Below are 18,974 nucleotides of genomic sequence, written 5' to 3'. Positions count from 1 at the left end.
GCTGGCGGCGAGGAATGCCATGTTTCTCAGCATCTTTGATGTGTTCAAGATTGGTATTGGCCCGTCGTCATCCCATACAATGGGACCGATGACGGCTGCCGTGAGCTTTCTTCACCTGCTGCAAAAGGCAGAAAACGGGGCGCGGGCCGCGCATCTTCAGGCTTTTCTTTATGGCTCCCTCGCCTTTACCGGAAAAGGGCATGCCACAGACCGCGCCGTGGCGCTGGGCCTTCTGGGCTGGCTGCCGGCAGAGCTGGACATGGAGGAAGCCGAGCGGCAGCTCAGGAGGCTTGAAGAGCAGCATCTTCTGCATCCCGAGGGCTTGCCGGCCCTGCGCTTCGATCCGGCAGGGGATATCATATTCGATTATGGTCCGGCCCTGCCGGGTCATGCCAATGGCATGATTTTCAAGGCCTTTGACGCTGAGGGCCAGCTGCTGCTGGAAGAGACTTACTATTCCATCGGCGGCGGTTTCGTTGTCACGGCGGCGGAACGCGAATGCCCCGATGCCATCATTGCCGCAGATGAGGCCATTCACTGGCCCTATCCGTTCGAAACCGCCGCTGCCATGTTGCGCATGGCCCGCGAGAGCGGGCTTTCGATTGCCGACATGAAGCGCCAAAACGAGATCTGCGTGCGCACGCCGGATGAGGTCCAAACGGGTGTGGCGCGCATCTGGTCGGTGATGAATGCCTGTATTGAACGCGGGCTGAGCCGCGAGGGTGAACTGCCCGGCGGCCTGCGGGTGCGCCGGCGTGCCCGCAATATTCACCGCCAGCTCATTGCTGAAATCCAGTCCAATTCAACCCAGCCCCATGCCGCCTATGACTGGCTGAGCGTCTATGCCATGGCGGTGAATGAGGAGAATGCCGCCGGCGGGCAGGTGGTGACATCGCCCACAAATGGTGCGGCCGGCGTGGTGCCGGCCGTGCTGCGCTATTATCTCGACCACTGCCATGATGCAGACCCGGCGCGGGTGGAGGATTTTCTGCTGACGTCGGCGGCCATTGGCGGCCTCATCAAGCACAATGCCTCCATCTCCGGCGCGGAGGCCGGATGCCAGGGCGAGGTGGGGTCGGCCGCGGCCATGGCGGCCGCCGGCCTGTGCGCGGTTCTGGGCGGCACGCCGGAACAGGTTGAGAATGCCGCAGAAATCGCCCTGGAGCATCATCTTGGCATGACCTGTGACCCGGTTGCCGGTCTTGTTCAGGTGCCCTGCATCGAGCGCAATGGCATTGCCGCAAGCAAGGCCGTGGCGGCAGCCTCCCTCGCGCTGCGGGGCGATGGCTCCCACTATATGCCGCTCGACAACTGCATTGAAGCCATGCGCCAGACCGGCGAGGAGATGAATACAAAATTCAAGGAAACCAGTCTGGGCGGATTGGCAGTCAATATTCCAGAGTGCTGATATTTTGATATTTCGTATCATTTATTGTCGATATGCAGAATTTTCCTGTCTGATTTGAGTTTATTGCATGTTTGCGACATGTGATTTCGCGCGCATCATAGCAAAACAGGTCTGGCTGTGTTCAGCTTCAGGCATGGCGGAAACGGGATGCGCCCGAATGTTCCGCCCAAGGAAACACAAGACAATTCAGCGGAGGAAAAGCAGATGAGCAGGAATCGTGGTGTTGTCTATGTCAAGCCCGGTGTGGTTGAGGTCCGCGATATCGAGGACCCGAAATTCTCCACTCCGGATGGGCGTCGCATCGAGCATGGCGTCATCCTGAAGGTGATCTCCACCAATATCTGCGGCTCGGACCAGCATATGGTGCGTGGGCGCACGACGGCGCAATCCGGCCTGGTGCTGGGGCATGAGATCACCGGCGAAATCATCGAGAAGGGCTCTGACGTTGAAATGCTGGAGGTCGGGGATATCGTCTCCGTGCCGTTCAATGTGGCCTGCGGAAGGTGCAGCTGCTGCCGCAGCCAGGATACCGGCGTGTGCCTCACGGTGAACCCCTCCCGCGCCGGTGGCGCTTTCGGCTATGTGGACATGGGCGGGTGGATCGGCGGGCAGGCGCGCTATGTGATGGTGCCCTATGCCGATTTCAACCTGCTGAAATTCCCGGATCGCGATCGCGCCATGTCGAAGATCCGTGATCTGACCATGCTGTCAGATATTCTGCCCACCGGCTTCCATGGTGCGGTGAAGGCGGGCGTGGGCGTTGGCTCCACGGTCTATGTTGCCGGCGCCGGCCCTGTGGGCCTTGCCGCGGCAGCTTCCGCGCGCATTCTCGGGGCTGCGGTGGTGATGATCGGTGATTTCAACCGTGAGCGTCTGGCGCATGCGGAAAAGGTCGGTTTCGTGCCGATCGACCTGTCCAAGAGCGATCGTCTCGGTGACATGGTGGCCGAGGTGATCGGCACGGATGAGGTGGATGCGGCCATTGATGCGGTGGGCTTCGAGGCCCGTGGCCATGCCGGTGGCGAACAGCCCGCCATCGTGCTCAACCAGATGATGGAAATCACCCGCGCGGCCGGTTCCATCGGCATTCCGGGCCTGTATGTGACGGAAGACCCGCTGGCGGTGGATCAGGCGGCCAGGCATGGCAGCCTTTCGCTGAAGTTCGGTCTGGGCTGGTCGAAGGCGCAGACCTTCCACACCGGGCAGACGCCCGTGCTGAAATATAACCGCCAGCTCATGCAGGCCATCCTGCATGATCGTCTGCCCATCGCCGATATCGTCAATGCAACGGTGATCTCGCTTGAAGACGCCGCCAAGGGCTACGAGACCTTTGATCATGGCGCGGCGATGAAGTTCGTTCTGGACCCGCACGGCATGTTGAATGCCGCCTGATCCTGCCGGTCTGTCCTGAAAGGAAAAGCCCTGGCTGGTGAGAACCGGCCAGGGCTTTTTGCTTCAGGGCTATTTTCCCGCCTGCACTCCTCGGTGAGAAGATCATGCCTGCGTCTTGTCTTCCGCATCCTGTGCACTTTCGCTCTGGATGGGAAACCTTGCACTTCGCAGCCGGACCTCATGCGGCGAGCAGCCATAGAACTTCCGGTATGTCTTTGAGAAATGGGAGGCGGATGAAAAGCCGTTTGCAATGGCAATATCCACAATCGGGAGCGCAGTCTGTTGCAGCAGCAGCTTTGTCCGCTCCAGTCGCAGGCGCATATAGAAGCGCGCGGGAGAGCTGCCCACCTCTCCCCTGAATATGCGTTCCACCTGCCGGCGGGTGAGGCCGGCATCGGAGACGAGTTCATCCATGGAGAGGGGGTCTGTCAGGGTTTCCTGCATGCGCTCGATCAGCCGGCGCACGGCGGGATGGTGCTGCTTGATCTGGGGGGAGAATCTGGGGCGCTGGCTTTCGTCGGGGTTGCGGATACGGTCGACAATCGCCCGGTCACACACACTGGCGGCCAGTGCCTCTCCATAGTCATTGCGGATGATGTGGAGCATCATGTCGAAGGAGGCCGCACCGCCTGCGCAGGTGTGAATGCCGCCATCAATCTCGAACAGGGCCGCCTGCACGGAAGCATTCTTGAACTGCTCCACAAAGCTTGGAATATTCTCCCAGTGGATGACACATTTTCTGTTGGCCAGAAGTTGTGCTGAAGCAATCACATGGGCCCCGGTACAAAGACCTGCAATGGAAACGCCGTTCTGCTTGCACTCCCGCAGCCAGGCCTCCACGCTGCGCACGGGATAGCGGTCCACATTCAGGCCGCCGCATACAACGACCATATAGGGCCGGTCCGCATGTCCGGTCTGTTTGCGCTCTGTCGCAATGTCGCTGTCGCAGCGTATGGTGAGACCGCAACTGGCCTGAACCTCCGCGCCATCCACCGAGGCCAGGCGCCACCTGTAGGCATCAAAGCCAAGGGCGGCATTGGCCAGCCGCAGGGCCTCTATCGCGGAGGCAAATGCGATGAGCGTGAATTCCGGAAGCAGATAGAAAACAAACAGACGCCGCACATGATGCGCTTGATCCATAAGAACCATCCGTCGCAAGGCCGCCCGTTGGCAATACGGGCAGGCTCACCGTGAAAGGGGTGCGAACAAGTTTTTGAATATGAAGACATTCTGCCCGCAGCCCGGCGTTGCTTTTGCCCGGCTGAACAGGCTCTCACTGTGTGCTCCGGGCGGCGGACTTGCTAGAACAATTGCGACTTATACATAAGATTTTGAGACATCACGCAGCGCCATGACGCAGGGAAACAGGCCATCTACATGGCCTGATAGACAGGCCCCTCGCCCCCCTGTGGCGGGGCCCAGTTGATGTTCTGGTTCGGGTCCTTGATGTCGCAGGTTTTGCAATGCACGCAATTCTGGGCGTTGATCACCAGCTTGTGGTCTGCATTCTCCTCTACCCACTCATAGACCCCGGCGGGGCAATAGCGGCCGGAGGGGCCGTCATATCGGCCAAGCTCGGATTCCTTCTGCAGTTCCAGGCTGGCGACCTGCAGGTGGACGGGCTGGTTTTCCTCATGGTTGGTGTTCGAGAGAAACACGGAGGACAACCTGTCGAAGGTCAGGACGCCATCCGGCTTCGGATAGGCGATCTTCCTGTGGGCGGATGCGGGCTCAAGAGAGTGCGCGTCGCTCTTGCCATGGGCCAGGGTGCCAAAGAGCGAGCGGCCGAAAAGGTGGTTGGTCCACATGTCCAGCCCGCCCAGGCCAACGCCCACAAGCGTGCCGAAACGCGACCAGAGCGGCTTCACATTGCGCACCCGCTTCAGATCCTTGCCAATGTCGCCGGTGCGCCACTCATTCTCGATCTCCACCGGCTCGTCATTCGCCCGGCCTGCGGCGATGGCGGCGGCAATCTTGTCCGCGGCCAGAATGCCGGAGAGCACCGCATTGTGGCTGCCCTTGATGCGCGGCACATTCACGAAACCCGCCGAACAGCCGATCAGGGCCCCGCCGGGAAAGGTGAGTTTCGGCACCGACTGGTAGCCACCTTCCGTGATCGCCCGCGCGCCATAGGCCAGCCGCTTGCCGCCATCGAATGTCGCGCGAATGGCAGGATGGGTCTTGAACCGCTGGAACTCCTCGAACGGGGAGAGATAGGGGTTCTTGTAGTTCAGATGCACCACGAAGCCGACAACAACCATGTTGTCCTGAAGATGATAGAGGAACGAGCCGCCACCGGTGCTCCAGTCCAGCGGCCAGCCGAAGGAGTGCTGCACCAGACCCTGCTTGTGGTTCTCCGGCCTGATTTCCCACAGCTCCTTGATGCCAATGCCGAATTTTTGTGGCTCGCGCCCCTCGGCAAGCCCGAAATCCTGAATGGCCTGCTTGGCGAGCGAGCCGCGTGCGCCCTCGGCGATCAGCACATATTTTCCCAGAAGGGCCATGCCGCGGGTGAAGTTCGGCCCCGGCTTGAGGTCCTTGCCGATGCCCATGTCGCCGGTGGCCACGCCGGTGACATGGCCGCGCTCATCATGGAGCAGTTCTGTCGCGGCAAAGCCGGGATAGATCTCGACACCCAGCTCTTCCGCCTTGCCGGCCAGCCAGCGGCACACCTTGCCAAGGGACACGACATAATTGCCCTCATTGCCCATGAAGGGGGGCATGAGGACATGGGGCAGGCTGAAGGCGCGCGAGCGGGTGAGCACCATGAACTGGTCATCGCTCACCTGTGTGCGGAAGGGGTGGTCTGCATCCGCGCGCCAGTCCGGCAGTAGCCTGTCTATGCCGACAGGATCGACAACCGCGCCGGAAAGAATATGGGCGCCGACTTCCGCGCCTTTCTCAAGCACCACGACCGAAAGATCCGGGCTCACCTGTTTCAGACGGATTGCCGCTGCAAGGCCGGCCGGGCCTGCGCCGACAATGACCACATCGAATTCCATGCTCTCGCGTTCGGAGCCGGTCACGTCCGTCATGTTTCCCCTCACTCCGCAAGTTCCGCTTGCCGGACTCTTCTTGTGTTGATGTTGCCGGGACAGCTGCTGGCCAATGGCCTCATGTTCCGCCTGCCGGGCCTGCGGCCCGCACACGGCCATGCCCCGGGCACAGGTCTGGGAGGGACGACACATGCCGCCCCGCACGGACCTTTCCGGGCTTATGGCTTATGCTTCCACATCCACCGGTGTTGTCGGGCGCGAGCAGCAGGCCAGAATGTAGCCTTCCTCGATCTCCTCATCGAGAATGCCGCCATTGTGCGACATGACGACCTCGCCCGAGAGCTTCATCACCTTGCATGTGCCGCAGATACCGGACTCGCAGGCCGCCCCGATCCGCACTCCGGCTGATCGCGCCGCCTGCAGCACGGTCTGGCCCGGCGCGCATTCCCCATCCACGCCGGAGAGGGAAAAGCGGATGGGCAGAACATCCTGATCGGCCGCCATTTCAATATCTTCAGGTGTCGCCCCGCCTTCCGGCAGTGCCAGGCCAAAGCTCTCCTGATGATAATGATGCAGATCGAACCCGTGGGCCTTCAGCGCATCCTGCATGGCCTGCATGAAGGGCTCCGGCCCGCAGCAGAAGGCCTCCCGCTCCCGCAGGTCCGGCGCCATCAGGGGAATGCGGGCCATGTCCAGCATCCCGACATGGCCGGACCACACCTTCCGGCCGGCTGTCCTGTCCTTCACAATGAAGTGCAGGGACAGATTGGGCATGCGGGTGGCCAGAAGCTCCAGCTCCTCGCGGAAGAGAATGTCCTGCGGCGTGCGGGCGCAATGCACGAAGGTGATGTCGGTCTGCGGCGCGCAATCGGAGAACCAGCGCAGCATCGACATCATCGGTGTCACGCCGGAGCCGGCGGACAGGAACAGATATCTTGATGCGGGATGGGCAAAATGGGTGAAATGCCCGGCCGGCCCAAAGGCCCGCACCCGGCTTCCCGGGCGCAGATTGTCGAACATCCAGCGCGTGCCGATGCTGGTCGGCTGGGCTTTCACCGTCACCGCGACCGAGAAGGGACGCGAGGGGCTGGAGGACAGCGTATAGGTCCGCATCAGCGGGCCGTCTGCCGTGGGCAGCTCAAGGGTGATGAACTGCCCGGGCTTGTAGCGAAACCATGTGTGGCCATCCGCCCTGAAGGTGAAGGTCTTCACATCCGGGGTTTCATCGGTCACGGAAATCACCTCCAGGGGCTGGAGGTGATCAATCCATGGCTTCATCTCGTCGGGCTGTGTGTCGAGGACGCCATCCATTGTGTGTCCGCCCGTCTTCAGGCGGCAACTTCGCGGATGGGAAGGGGCCTGGTGCCATCCAGACGCGGCTCCAGGAAGCTGGAATACCACTCGACAAACTGCATCACGCCGCCTTCATGCAGGGCGGAATAGGGGCCGGGCTCATAGGCCGGGGAATGGATGCCGCGGGCATTTTCCTCGACGATCTGGCGGTCCTGGTCATTGGTGTGCATCCACACATGGGTCAGCTCATCGAGATCATAGTCGACCCCTTCGACCGCATCCTTGTTGACCAGCCACTTGGTGGTGACCGCCGTCTCGTTCGGGCCGAGCGGCAGCACGCGGAAGGTGACCGCATGGTCGATGAGCACATGGTTCCAGGTGGTGGGATAGTGGAACAGCATGAGCGCGCCGATCCGGTCTGCATTCACCTGCGCGGAGAGGTTCTTCCTCACCGCCGGCCGGCCGCTCATGGTGTAGCTCACCGCATCGCGCAGCAAGGGGGAGCGGATGGCGCGGAACTGGCCGGTCTCGTGGATATTGAACCGGGCCGGCAGGCCCGCCGCCTCGCACTTGGCCCAGTGTTCGGCCATTTCGGGGTCATCGGCGCCGCCGCTCACGCCGGTCACATTCGGGGCTTCAGGGTAGGTCTTGCACAGTTCGGGATGGTTGCCCGCACAGTGGTAGCATTCGCGGTTGTTCTCCCACACCAGCTTCCAGTTGCCCTTTTCGATGATCGTCGTCTCATGGGCAATCTTGGCGTCGGTCAGGTTGTGGGGCGCGAAATAGGGCTCCATCAGCGTGCGGAAAGGCTGGAAATCCGCAGGCTCGTTCGACAGGCAGATGAAGATGTAGCCGGCGACCGTCTGGCAGGCGATGGGCTTGAGGGAGTGGGCCGCGGGGTCAAAGTCCTCCGGCATCTGGCGTGCGAAAAGCAGCTTGCCGTCAAGGTCATAGGTCCACTGGTGATAGGGGCACACCAGCTTTGCGGAGGCGCCCTTCGCGCTGGTGCACACGCGGCTGCCGCGATGGCGGCAGGAATTGTGGAAGGCGCGGATCTCGCCGGTACGGTCACGCACCACGACAACGGGATATTCACCAACCTGCAGGGTGAAGAAATTTCCGGCTTTCGGGATTTCGCAATTATGGCCCGCAAACAGCCATTCGCGATACCAGAACAGCTCCAGATCGACCTTGTAGAAATCCGGATCAATGTAGAAGGGCTGGGGCAGGGAGTGCCCTTCCTTCCGGCCGCGGATCAGGTTCAGCATCTCGTTTCGGACATTCATTTCCGTACCCTACCCTTTATTATTGATCGCCTTTCGGCGAGTTGGCGTCATATATCCTGATGTAGAGCGCATCCCTGAAGTGAATGCTTCGCTCCATGCGTGTCCAGTTTCTGACATCTGCATGGGTGCGGGTTTTTTGGGGATTGTTATTCCCCTTATAGTGTTCCGCTCCTGGTGAAAGTCTTCACCTTCGGATTATGCCAATCTATCAATCTTTGACCGGTTCGCCTTGTCAGCTTGCGACAATCGGTGTTCGCAAAGTTGTCGCGGGAGGGAAATATTTGCGTCTTCCGCCAATTTCCGCTGCGGAAACTGAACTCACGGATTTTTGGTGGATTTTTACAAGCTTTCCCAAAAAAGAAGGGGAGGACTCGTCTCCCCTTCCTTCAGTATTGGCGATGTTCCGTGTGAAGCCGCGATCAGGTGCGGGGCTTCAGGTTCTGGGGGTCATAGAGCGGCTTGTATCCGATGCCGGTGACCTCGACCGGGTAGGTTTCGCCGAAATACTCCACCTGCAGCTTGCGCCCTTCCTGACAATAGGACCAGGGCAGGTAAGCCAGTGCGATATTCTTGCCGATGGAGGGGCCATACACGATCGAGGTGGTGTAGGAGCGACGCCCCAGCTCATCCACGATCGTCTCCCCGGTTTCCGGGTCAAACACCGGCAGGACGCCGACGGGATAGCGGGCGACCCCCTTGCTGTCGACATTGTCGGTCATCACCAGAGTGCACAGCATGGCGGGCTGGTGCTCACGCGCGCGGTACGCGACATGCTTCGCCTTGCCGACGAAATCCGCCTCCTTCACCTTCGGGCGCGACAGGTCGGCTTCAAACAGATTGTATTCGGTCAGCAGGTCCGCATTCTGAAGGCGCAGGCTTTTTTCCAGACGGCGGGAATTGGCATATGTTTCCACGCCGACGGCGATCACGCCGGTGGAGCGCAGCGCATCCCATACGGCAAGGCCATCCTCATAACGCATATGCAGTTCCCAGCCCTGCTCGCCCACATAGGAGATGCGGAAAGCCGTCACATCCTTCCCGGCGATGCGGATGGGGCGAATGGCCGCGAAGGGGAAGTTCTCCGCCTCCAGCGCCGCGGGGTCCTCGACAACCTTCTGCAGGTTGACCCGGGCATTGGGCCCCCAGATGCCGACCGTCACGTATTTTTCGGTGACATCGGTAATGGTGACATCGAAGCCCTTGTCCTGCGCCACGCGCCGCATGTACTGGAAATCGCGCGGGCCGGCATCGGCGCCATTGATGAGACGGCAGCGGTCCGCCATGCGGATGACGGTGAAGTCCGCCCGCACCATGCCCTCGGAATCCAGGAAGTGGGTATAGATGCCCTTCCCGATATTGCCGTCTCCACCGATCTTGGCGACGCACAGCCATTCCAGCAGCGCGACGTGGTCCGGCCCCTCGATGTCGGTGAGATGGAAGTGGGAGAGATTGATGATGCCGCAATCATCGCTCAGCGCCAGATGCTCGGCATTGGAGACGCGCCAGAAATGGCGGTTGTCCCACTCATTCTCGCGCACCGGGACACGGTCGCCATATTTTTCCAGCAGATGCTCATTGGCTGCGTAACCGTGCGCGCGCTCCCAGCCGCCCAGTTCCATGAAGTGGCCGCCCAGCTCCTTTTCGCGCTCATAGAAAGGCGAGCGGCGGATATTGCGGCCCCCCTCAAACGGCTCGCGCGGATGGACCGGGGGATTGTAGATCTTTGCGGCCGTCTCGTAGCACCGCTCCTCGATGTATTTCTCATTGAGCTGGAAGGCGTTGAAGCGGGCGAAGTCGATCCGGTTGTGATCGATGGCGGTGCGGCCATCGGTGATCCAGTCGGCGAGGAGCTTGCCCATGCCGGGGCCGTCCTTCACCCAGATGCCGACGGCATACCACAGGCCGCGCACCTTCTGGCTCTCGCCGATGGAGGGGCCGCCATCGGTGGTGGTCTGGAGCAGGCCGTTGAAGGAATGGCCCTCATTATAGCCCAGCTCGCCCAGAATGGGGGTCAGCTCGATGGCGCGTTCCAGCGGTTCGAGGATCTGCTCCATCTCCAGATCGCGCTGCGAGGGTGAGAGGCGGGCCTCTTCCTTCTCCAGCAGGTCACGGGGATGAACGAGGCGCGGATTCTTCTCCTCATAATAGCCCCACTCGATCTGGCCGCCCTCGGTGGTTTTGGGGTCGCCCGTATCGCGCATATAGGCCGAATTGCCCTGGTCGCGCATCAGCGGATAGCCGATCTCGGCGCCGGTGCCGGCAAATTCAGTATAGGGCCCGAAGAAGGTCAGGGGATGGTCCACCGGCATGACGGGCAGGTCCTCGCCCGCCATCTCGGCGATCAGGCGTCCCCAGAGGCCCGTGCTGACGATGACGATATCGGCGCGAATGGTGCCGCGGCTGGTCACCACGCCCTTGATGCGCCCCTCCTCGATGATCAGGGACTTGGCGGGTGTATTGGCAAAAGCCTTCAGCTTCCCGGCTTCGACGCCCTGATCCACCAGCTTTCCGGCCACCGTCTGCGAACGGGGAATGACCAGGCCCGCATCCGGATCCCACAGGCCGCCCTGCACGAGGCTTTCCTCGACCAGCGGGAATTTTTCCTTGATCTCGGCCGGTCCGATCAACTTTGCGCGGGCGCCGAAAGCCTTGCCGGAGGCAACCTTGCGCTTGATTTCATCCATGCGCTGGTCATCGCCCACGCGGGCCAGCTCGATGCCGCCAATGCGCGCGTAGTGGCCCATCTTCTCATAGAAGTCGACCGAATAGAGCGTGGTCCAGGTGGTGAGCAGGTCATGGCTGACCGCGTAACAGAAATCCGACGCATGGGCTGTCGAGCCGATATCGGTGGGGATGCCCGACTTGTCGATGCCGACAATATCGTCCCATCCACGCTCGATCAGGTGATGCGCGATGGAAGCGCCGACAATGCCACCCAGACCGATGATGACAACCCGTGCCTTCTCCGGGAATGCAGACATTTTTCATTCCTCTTTGTTCGTAAATAGATATTAGCCTGTTTGGCGAAATCAGACGGGCACTTTCACGACAAATCCAGCGGGGGAATTGCCGGAAGATGACAGCCGCATGCGGCTCGGGAGGCTTTCATCGCCCCGCTCCCGAAAGGGGCTGGCAGCATCTTCACAGCTCGGGTGGAGGCAGCTCCTTGCGCACATGCGCGGCCCGCGCGGCGTTGTACATCAGGCTCATGATGGTCATCGGGCCGACCCCGCCGGGAACGGGCGTGATCGCCCCGGCACTGTGTGCGGCCGCGGCAAACTCGACATCGCCGACAAGTCTCTTGCGGCCATCGCGCTCGATGCGGTTGATGCCCACATCGATCACCGTTGCCCCCGGCTTGATCCACGCACCGCGGATCATTTCCGGCTGGCCCACCGCCGCGACCACGATATCGGCCGCGCGCACCTTTGCGGGCAAGTCATGGGTGCGCGAATGGGCGATGGTGACCGTGCAGTTCTCAGCCAGAAGAAGCTGGGCCATCGGCTTGCCCACCAGAATGGAGCGCCCGACGACAATGGCATCCTTGCCGGAAAGCTGGCCCAGCTCGGCCTTCAGCATGAGCAGACACCCCAGCGGAGTGCAGGAGACAAGGCCGGGAAGGCCGGAGGCAAGACGCCCGGCATTCACCAGATGCAGGCCATCGACATCCTTGTCCGGGTCAATCGCCGAAATGACGGCCAGCGTATCGAGATGCCCCGGCAGCGGAAGCTGCACGAGAATGCCATCCACCCGATCATCCGCATTCAGCCTTGCGATCAGATCCAGAAGGTCCTGCTGGCTGGTGGTTTCGGCCAGCTTGAATTCAAAGCTCTCCATGCCGAGCTGGCGCGCCATCCGCCCCTTGGCCGCGACATAGACCTCGCTGGCAGGGTCATGCCCCACCAGAACAACCGCGAGGCCCGGCGCGCGGCCTGTCTTGGCCCTGAAGGCCGGCAGACTGGCGCTGATCTTCTCGCCCAGCGTGCTGGCATGGACCTTTCCATCAATAATCCTGGACGTCATGCGGGTCTTTCCTGAAGATCTTCGCGTCTGTGATGTTCGGCTTTCCGGGTGCGCCGGCCTGTTCGGGGACAGGCCCGGAGCACCGGTTCACGGTGCAAAGAGGGGGCTGGCGCAGGGCCCGGAAGGCCGCCATGACCGCGGGACATGCGCCAGACACCCCGAGTTTCACCCGGGAGGAGAACGTCAGGGGGTGAAGACGACGGTCCGGTGATTGTTGAGCATCACGCGGCCTTCAAGATGGTATTTCACGGCCCGCGCCAGCACGCGGGATTCGATGTCCCGCCCGGCCGCCACGAAGTCGTCGGTGGTCATGGCGTGGCTGACGCGCTCGGTTTCCTGCTCGATGATCGGGCCTTCGTCGAGGTCGGCCGTCACATAGTGCGCCGTTGCCCCGATCAGCTTCACGCCGCGCTCATGCGCCTGGTGATAGGGCTTGGCGCCCTTGAAGCTGGGCAGGAAGGAGTGGTGAATGTTGATGACCATGCCGAACAGGCGGTTGGACATCTCGTTCGAGAGAACCTGCATGTAGCGGGCAAGCACAACCAGCTCCGCGCCGGAATTCTGCACCAGCTCGAACAGGCGCTCCTCCTGCTCGGCCTTGTTCTCCTTCGTCACCTTCCAGTGATAATAGGGGATGCCCTCATGCTCGGCGGCGCGGCGGGCGTCCTCATGGTTGGAGACAATGGCCGCCACGTCCGCATTCAGCCAGCCCACCTTGATCTGGTAGAGCAGATGCAGCATCGCATGGTCGAACTTCGAAACCATGATGATGATCTTCGGGCGGCGGGAGAGATCCTCGATCTTGGTCTTGATGTCGAACCGGTCGATGGCGGGCTTCAGCGCCAGTTCCAGCGTATCGCGGTTGACGGAATCGGGGGCGCTGAACGCAATGCGCAGGAAGAACTGGTTTGTCTGGCGATCCCAGAACTGGTTGGATTCGACAATGTTCGCCCCGCGCGAGGCCAGTGCGGTGGTGACCGCGGCAACGATGCCCGGCTTGTCCTCGCAATTGATCCTGAGGATGTAAGACTTCTCACTCATGACAGGTTCCTCCCTGCAATTCTGGCTGTTTTATTCAGAGCTGGCGCTCAAGCTCGGGAAGAACGTCGAAGATATCTCCCACAAGGCCGTAATCCGCGATCTGGAAAATGGGGGCCTCCTCGTCCTTGTTGATGGCGACGATGACCCGTGAATCCTTCATGCCGGCCAGATGCTGGATGGCCCCCGAAATGCCGCAGGCGACATACAGGTCCGGTGCAACGATCTTGCCGGTCTGGCCCACCTGCCAGTCATTGGGGGCGTAACCGGCATCGACGGCGGCGCGTGATGCGCCCACGGCCGCGCCCAGCTTGTCCGCCACCGGAAGGATGACCGCCTCGAACTTCTCGCGCGAGCCCAGGGCGCGGCCGCCGGAAACGATGATCTTCGCCGAGCTCAGCTCCGGGCGGTCGCCGGCCGAGAGGGCATTGCCAATGAAGCTTGAGAGGCCGCGCCCGGTGCCGGCATGGGCTGTGGTTTCGATCGGGGCCGGGCTGTTCGTGCTTTCCACCGGGCTGAAGCTGGCGGTGCGGACCGTGATGACCTTTGTGGCATCGAGCGCCTGAAGGGTCTGGATGGCATTGCCGGCATAGATGGGCCGCCTGAAGGTATCCGGCGCCACAACCTCGATGATTTCGGAAACCTGCATCACATCCAGCAGGGCCGCCACGCGGGGCAGGATGTTCTTGCCGTTGGTGGTGGCGGCGGCAATGATGGTGTCGTAATTCGCGCTCAGCGAGACGATGAGGTCGGAGACATTCTCGGCCAGCTGGTGGGCCAGCGCATCGCCTTCCACCAGCAGCACGCGGCGCACACCATGCAGCCGCGCGGCCGCTTCCGCGACGGAGCCGGCGGCCTTGCCCGCCACCAGAATATCAATCTCCCCGCCAATCCGGCCGGCTGCGTTCAGGGCGCGGGCCGTCTGGTCGGAAAGGGTGCTGTTGTCATGTTCTGCGATAAGAAGAATAGCCATTTCAGAAATTCCGTTCCGAATTGTCAGATGACGCCGGCCTCGGCCTTCAGCTTGTTGACCAGCTCGGGCACGCTGCCGACCTTGATGCCGGCCTTGCGGGAGGCGGGTTCCTCGGTCTTCAGCACCTTCAGGCGGGGCGCCGTGTCCACGCCGTAATCGGCCGGGGACTTCTCCTCGAGGGGCTTCTTCTTGGCCTTCATGATATTGGGCAGGGAGGCATAGCGCGGCTCGTTCAGCCGCAGATCGGCGGTCACCACGGCAGGCAGGCTCACCTCGATGGTCTGAAGGCCGCCATCGATCTCGCGGGTCACCCGCGCCTTGCCCTCGCCCAGCTCAAGGGCGGAGGCGAAAGTGGCCTGCGCCCAACCCAGCAAGGCGGAGAGCATCTGGCCGGTCTGGTTGCAGTCATCATCGATCGCCTGCTTGCCGAGGATGACAAGGCCGGGCTCTTCCACGGCGATCACCGCCTTCAGCAGCTTGGCGACGCCGAGAGGTTCGACAGTCTCGTCCTGCCGGATGAGGATGGCGCGGTCCGCGCCCATGGCGAGGGCGGTGCGCAAGGTTTCCTGCGCCTGCGCCGGCCCGATGGAGACGGCAATGATCTCGCTGGCCTTTCCGGCCTCCTTCAGGCGGATCGCTTCCTCGATGGCGATCTCGTCAAAGGGATTCATCGACATCTTCACATTCGCGGTGTCGACACCGGAACCATCCGCCTTGACGCGGATCTTCACGTTGAAGTCAACAACCCGCTTGACCGGAACCAAAACCTTCATCGCAAAACCCTCTTTTCCGCATGCACGGCAAGACGTTCCCACCAGGCGATTTTTGAGCACAATCCCGACATGGAAGTCCGTGCGCGTCACAAGAAGACGCGCTCCTCCACATCCCCGCGGACAAATGAAACTGCGTGTTCCAGCACATGTTTCATGTTCCGGTCGGGTTGAAAGCCTTCACGATCGGCACTTATTCTGCACATCGGCCGCGCCATGCGGCTTGACCGCCGGTTGAAACCGGAAGTTGTGCGACAAATAGTGGGTCGTTCGCTCCTGCTGTTTCCAGTAATGCTGTTTATCGCGCCAAATTATTGTATTTAATTGGGAAAATACGATTTTCCATTGGGGCTATTGTTGCGACAGCGGGCGATGTTGAACAGAATGTTTGCGTCAAAGCCGGATTAGCACTACGACATAGAGAAGCTCAAAAAAAATGAGCGGGAGGAAAAATGAAAAAAACAGCTGAAAATCCAAGGGATACACTTGGATCGGCGGTTTCGCGCGGCCTGCGCCAGGCGCCGCACAAGCCCCGTCTTTCCGTCGGATTCATTCTCTCCAAGCGCTTCACCCTGTGCGCCTTCGCCAATTTTGTCGATGTGCTCAGGCTGGCCGCTGATGAGGGAGATCGCAGCCGCCCCATCATGTGCGAATGGAGCGTGCTTTCGGATACATTGCAGCCGGTGCCCTCAAGCAGCGGAATCAACATCCAACCCACTGAAAAGCTTGGGGATCCGCGCAAGTTCGACTATATCGTCGTGATTGGCGGGCTGATGGATGAGATCCCCAATCTCAGCGCCGCCTATACGCATTATCTGCAGCAGGCCGCGCGGGCGGGTGTGCCGCTTGTGGGGGTGTGCACGGGCGCATTCATCCTGCACCGCGCCGGCCTGATGGACGGGTATCGCTGCTGTGTGAACTGGTTCCATCACACCGATTTTCTGGAGCAGTTTGACGGGCTCATGCCGGTGTCGGACCAGATCTTCGTGGTGGATGGCAACCGCCTCACCTGCTCCGGTGGTGCAAGCTCGGCCCATCTTGCAGCCTATCTGGTTGAAAAGCATGTCGGGCGGGCGCAGGCTTCCAAGAGCCTGCACATCATGATCATCGATGGCGTGCAGCAGCCGGAGCGGCCACAGCCGGGCATTCCGCTGGATTTCAGAACTGAAGATCCGATGGTGAAGCGGGCCCTGCTCATCATGCAGCAGAATATCGACAACCCCTTGTCGGTGATGGAGATTGCGCGCCGCATGGGGAACAGCAAGCGCCAGCTTGAACGGCATTTCCGGGCCGCCCTTGGCAGTTCGCCACAGGCCGCTTTTCTGGGCGTGCGGCTGACATTTGCGCGGCGCCTGATTGAAACGACGGACAAGTCTGTCGCGGCCATTGCGGTGGAATGCGGTTTTTGTGATTCATCGCATCTCAGCCGCATGTTCCGCCGGCATTTCAACAGCACCCCGCACGAAATCCGCAAGGGCAAAACCGCTGCTGCGGCCGCCATTGCGCCGGTGCCGAAAATGGATCTGCCGATTGACCTGCCAGCCGTGGCGCGCAATCCCGAATCCATGGGCATGACCGTCTGACGCTCTCACACCCCTCCTGTTTCCGCTTGGAGGGGTGAGGCTGCATCGTGCAGTATCTGTCATCTGCCTTCCCATACGTCGTGGGTGGGGATGCCGGCTCTTGCCCGTTGCAGGAAGTAATGATCCTGATTCATCCTGAAGATATTCCAGAATGATGGAGTATTGATCTGGTATTATTTTCAGATGACGCATTTCCGCACGCCACGCGACGCATATGTTCTATTTTGCTTTGTCGCCTGACCTGATGCTTCCGCCCTGAATGTGCATGGCTTGTCATCTGGGCAGGAGTCCTGAAATGAACGCGAACACAGGTGCGCCCGCACGGCAGCGCCCCAGTCTGGATGAGGCTCCTCTCAAGCCCATTCATATCCTTGCCGCAGCCGCTGTTCTTGGGGGGGCGGCGCTGGATGGTTATGTGCTGGGCATTGTGGGGCCGGCGCTTTCGCTTGCGGGCGGTGAGCTGAGCCTGTCGCCGCTCAGCCAGGGGCTGATTGCCTCCAGCGCGCTGATCGGTGTGTTCATCGGGGGCATCTTCTTCGGAAACATTGCCGATACTTACGGGCGCAGGCCGGTTTTCTCCTGGAACCTGGCGTCCTTCGTCATTCTTTCCATTCTTCAGCTCTTTGTGCAGGATGTCTGGCAGCTTGTGGTCCTGCGTCTGGCGCTGGGGCTGGCCATCGGTGTCGAATATGCCGTGGGCACCTCGGTTCTGGCCGAGTTCTCAAGGCGCAAGGGGCGCGGTGTGCTGCTGGGCACATTCGCGGTGGCATGGCAGATCGGGTTCACCGTCGCCTTCATTGTCGGGGCGCTCTACAAGGGCGATGACTGGCGGCTTCTGCTGGCGACAAGCGCCATTCCGGCCATCATCACCTTCATCCTGCGGATGGGCCTGCCGGAAACGCCGATGTGGCTGAAGGCGCGCGGGCGGGAGGACGAGGCGCGGCGCATCGTGGACCGGCATTTCGGTCCCGAATATGACATTCCGGAGGTGACGCTCAACCGCAGCCGTCCGTCCGTCATCCAGCTGTTCACCGGCCGGAACAAGATGCAGCATCTGTATTCGGGGCTGTTCTGGTTCTGTCAGGTGGGGCCGTTCTTCGCCATTTTCACCTTTATCGGCCCGGTGATGAAATCGCTGGGGTTCGAAGACGGCACGCTGGTGGACATGCTGCTGAACGCGATGCAGATTCTCGGCGCGGTCTTCGGCCTGCTGCTGCTGCACTGGCTCAGCCGCCGCCATTTCGTCATCTGGACCTTCGCCATCATGTTCGCGGCCCTGCTGGCCATCGGGCTGCTGCCGGATGCGCCCTTCTGGGTGATCGTTATCCTGTTCGGCGTCTACATGTTCATCGCGCCGGGGGCGAACAACATCCAGTATGTGTATCCGGCGGAGATCTTCGATACCGAACTGCGGTCCACCGGTGTCGGCTTTTCCGCAGCCTTCTCCAGAATCTCTGCGGCCGGCGCGGTGTATCTGCTGCCCACTTCCCTCGACATGCTGGGCGCATCCGCATCCATCATCATCATGTCCGCATTTCCGCTTGTGGGTCTGCTGGCATCGCTGGCATGGGCGCCTGAGACCGGGAACAAGCAGCTCCTTTGAGGGCTCGCACATATCAGCGGCCGGCATGGATATGCCGGCCGCGACACAAACAGGTTCTGCGGTTCGCCATCGTGGCCCGGAAGGCTATAAGCGCGGCCCGTTACATGGAGTGAGGGCTTTACTGCCATGCGTTGTCTTGTCCAGCGGGTTTCATCCGCATCCGTTTCCATCAATGGTCATGTCGAAAGCCAGATCGGGGAGGGGCTTCTTGTCCTGGTCTGCGCCATGCAGGGCGATACGCAGAAGGATGCCGAATGGCTGGCGCGCAAAGCTGCAAATTTGCGAATTTTCAGGGATGAAGCCCAGCGCATGAACCGTTCGCTGCTGGATGTGGGCGGGGCGGCGCTGGTTGTCAGCCAGTTCACTCTTGCGGCGGAAACAAAGGGAAATCGCCCTGGTTTTTCAAGCGCTTCTGCACCGGAGGAGGGACGTGCGCTCTATGAGCATTTCTCGCGCGAGATGGCCTCTCTGGGGGTGCCGCTCGCCAATGGCGTGTTTGGCGCGGATATGCAGGTTTCGCTAGTAAATGATGGTCCCGTTACAATCTGGCTTGACACGGGCTTGCGCTAGCCCGCCTGATGCACTGCACCCGAACAAGATGCGGGGCAC

Annotated in this window: 14 protein-coding genes; 5 read left to right on the top strand and 9 right to left on the bottom strand. The window is 61.2% G+C overall.

Annotated elements, in window-relative coordinates; translation table 11 throughout:
* The first annotated feature begins 19 nt into the window (after nt 1-19).
* Together ACT6QG_RS04000 and fdhA are read left to right on the top strand one after the other, a co-directional pair.
* Nucleotides 20-1,408 (top strand): L-serine ammonia-lyase, encoded by a 1,389-nt coding sequence (locus ACT6QG_RS04000; protein ID WP_444976316.1) that lies wholly within the window; start codon nt 20-22, stop codon nt 1,406-1,408.
* Nucleotides 1,409-1,612: 204 nt separating this feature from the next.
* Complete coding sequence (gene fdhA / locus ACT6QG_RS03995) at nt 1,613-2,800, top strand: formaldehyde dehydrogenase, glutathione-independent (RefSeq protein WP_444976315.1); 1,188 nt, start codon at nt 1,613-1,615, stop codon at nt 2,798-2,800.
* Nucleotides 2,801-2,902: 102 nt separating this feature from the next.
* On the opposite strand, the gene ACT6QG_RS03990 is transcribed toward fdhA, so the two are convergent.
* The 9 genes from ACT6QG_RS03990 to ACT6QG_RS03950 form a co-directional block, all read right to left on the bottom strand.
* Complete coding sequence (locus ACT6QG_RS03990) at nt 2,903-3,940, bottom strand: GlxA family transcriptional regulator (protein WP_444976314.1); 1,038 nt, start codon at nt 3,938-3,940, stop codon at nt 2,903-2,905.
* Between the two features lie 233 nt (nt 3,941-4,173).
* Complete coding sequence (locus ACT6QG_RS03985) at nt 4,174-5,835, bottom strand: electron transfer flavoprotein-ubiquinone oxidoreductase (RefSeq protein WP_444976313.1); 1,662 nt, start codon at nt 5,833-5,835, stop codon at nt 4,174-4,176.
* A gap of 186 nt (nt 5,836-6,021) precedes the next feature.
* Nucleotides 6,022-7,107 carry an FAD-binding oxidoreductase gene (locus ACT6QG_RS03980; protein WP_444976312.1) on the bottom strand — a complete coding sequence of 362 codons (1,086 nt, stop codon included), beginning with the start codon at nt 7,105-7,107 and terminating at the stop codon, nt 6,022-6,024.
* Between the two features lie 17 nt (nt 7,108-7,124).
* Complete coding sequence (locus ACT6QG_RS03975; protein WP_444976311.1) at nt 7,125-8,375, bottom strand: aromatic ring-hydroxylating oxygenase subunit alpha; 1,251 nt, start codon at nt 8,373-8,375, stop codon at nt 7,125-7,127.
* Between the two features lie 419 nt (nt 8,376-8,794).
* Complete coding sequence (locus ACT6QG_RS03970; protein ID WP_444976310.1) at nt 8,795-11,356, bottom strand: GcvT family protein; 2,562 nt, start codon at nt 11,354-11,356, stop codon at nt 8,795-8,797.
* A 160-nt stretch (nt 11,357-11,516) separates the two neighbouring features.
* Nucleotides 11,517-12,398: a bifunctional methylenetetrahydrofolate dehydrogenase/methenyltetrahydrofolate cyclohydrolase FolD gene (gene folD / locus ACT6QG_RS03965; protein ID WP_444976309.1), complete on the bottom strand. Its 882-nt coding sequence runs from the start codon at nt 12,396-12,398 to the stop codon at nt 11,517-11,519.
* Nucleotides 12,399-12,581: 183 nt separating this feature from the next.
* Entirely contained in the window at nt 12,582-13,439 is an 858-nt protein-coding gene (gene purU, locus ACT6QG_RS03960; RefSeq protein ID WP_444976308.1) for a formyltetrahydrofolate deformylase, read from the bottom strand.
* A 34-nt stretch (nt 13,440-13,473) separates the two neighbouring features.
* Complete coding sequence (locus tag ACT6QG_RS03955) at nt 13,474-14,409, bottom strand: electron transfer flavoprotein subunit alpha/FixB family protein (RefSeq protein ID WP_444976307.1); 936 nt, start codon at nt 14,407-14,409, stop codon at nt 13,474-13,476.
* Between the two features lie 23 nt (nt 14,410-14,432).
* Nucleotides 14,433-15,182, bottom strand: a complete 750-nt coding sequence (locus ACT6QG_RS03950) for an electron transfer flavoprotein subunit beta/FixA family protein (RefSeq protein WP_444976306.1) — start codon at nt 15,180-15,182, stop codon at nt 14,433-14,435.
* Nucleotides 15,183-15,631: 449 nt separating this feature from the next.
* Between ACT6QG_RS03950 and ACT6QG_RS03945 the strand changes: the two genes are divergently transcribed.
* From ACT6QG_RS03945 to dtd, 3 genes are all read left to right on the top strand, one after another.
* Nucleotides 15,632-16,762, top strand: a complete 1,131-nt coding sequence (locus ACT6QG_RS03945) for a GlxA family transcriptional regulator (protein WP_444976305.1) — start codon at nt 15,632-15,634, stop codon at nt 16,760-16,762.
* Nucleotides 16,763-17,057: 295 nt separating this feature from the next.
* Nucleotides 17,058-18,365, top strand: coding sequence for an MFS transporter (locus ACT6QG_RS03940; RefSeq protein ID WP_444976304.1), 1,308 nt, complete (start codon nt 17,058-17,060; stop codon nt 18,363-18,365).
* A 126-nt stretch (nt 18,366-18,491) separates the two neighbouring features.
* Nucleotides 18,492-18,935 carry a D-aminoacyl-tRNA deacylase gene (gene dtd / locus ACT6QG_RS03935; protein ID WP_444976303.1) on the top strand — a complete coding sequence of 148 codons (444 nt, stop codon included), beginning with the start codon at nt 18,492-18,494 and terminating at the stop codon, nt 18,933-18,935.
* Nucleotides 18,936-18,974: the final 39 nt, after the last annotated feature.

Source organism: Haloleucobacter ellipsoideus, from assembly GCF_052491725.1.
This window is presented reverse-complemented; position numbering and strand designations above follow the sequence as displayed.

What these genes read in the sequence shown, in the direction of transcription:
- ACT6QG_RS04000 (WP_444976316.1), top strand. Translation starts at nt 20, where the DNA reads ATGTTTCTCAGCATCTTTGATGTGTTCAAGATTGGTATTGGCCCGTCG.
- fdhA (WP_444976315.1), top strand. Translation starts at nt 1,613, where the DNA reads ATGAGCAGGAATCGTGGTGTTGTCTATGTCAAGCCCGGTGTGGTTGAG.
- ACT6QG_RS03990 (WP_444976314.1), bottom strand. Translation starts at nt 3,940, where the DNA reads ATGGATCAAGCGCATCATGTGCGGCGTCTGTTTGTTTTCTATCTGCTT.
- ACT6QG_RS03985 (WP_444976313.1), bottom strand. Translation starts at nt 5,835, where the DNA reads ATGACGGACGTGACCGGCTCCGAACGCGAGAGCATGGAATTCGATGTG.
- ACT6QG_RS03980 (WP_444976312.1), bottom strand. Translation starts at nt 7,107, where the DNA reads ATGGATGGCGTCCTCGACACACAGCCCGACGAGATGAAGCCATGGATT.
- ACT6QG_RS03975 (WP_444976311.1), bottom strand. Translation starts at nt 8,375, where the DNA reads ATGAATGTCCGAAACGAGATGCTGAACCTGATCCGCGGCCGGAAGGAA.
- ACT6QG_RS03970 (WP_444976310.1), bottom strand. Translation starts at nt 11,356, where the DNA reads ATGTCTGCATTCCCGGAGAAGGCACGGGTTGTCATCATCGGTCTGGGT.
- folD (WP_444976309.1), bottom strand. Translation starts at nt 12,398, where the DNA reads ATGACGTCCAGGATTATTGATGGAAAGGTCCATGCCAGCACGCTGGGC.
- purU (WP_444976308.1), bottom strand. Translation starts at nt 13,439, where the DNA reads ATGAGTGAGAAGTCTTACATCCTCAGGATCAATTGCGAGGACAAGCCG.
- ACT6QG_RS03955 (WP_444976307.1), bottom strand. Translation starts at nt 14,409, where the DNA reads ATGGCTATTCTTCTTATCGCAGAACATGACAACAGCACCCTTTCCGAC.
- ACT6QG_RS03950 (WP_444976306.1), bottom strand. Translation starts at nt 15,182, where the DNA reads ATGAAGGTTTTGGTTCCGGTCAAGCGGGTTGTTGACTTCAACGTGAAG.
- ACT6QG_RS03945 (WP_444976305.1), top strand. Translation starts at nt 15,632, where the DNA reads ATGAAAAAAACAGCTGAAAATCCAAGGGATACACTTGGATCGGCGGTT.
- ACT6QG_RS03940 (WP_444976304.1), top strand. Translation starts at nt 17,058, where the DNA reads ATGAACGCGAACACAGGTGCGCCCGCACGGCAGCGCCCCAGTCTGGAT.
- dtd (WP_444976303.1), top strand. Translation starts at nt 18,492, where the DNA reads ATGCGTTGTCTTGTCCAGCGGGTTTCATCCGCATCCGTTTCCATCAAT.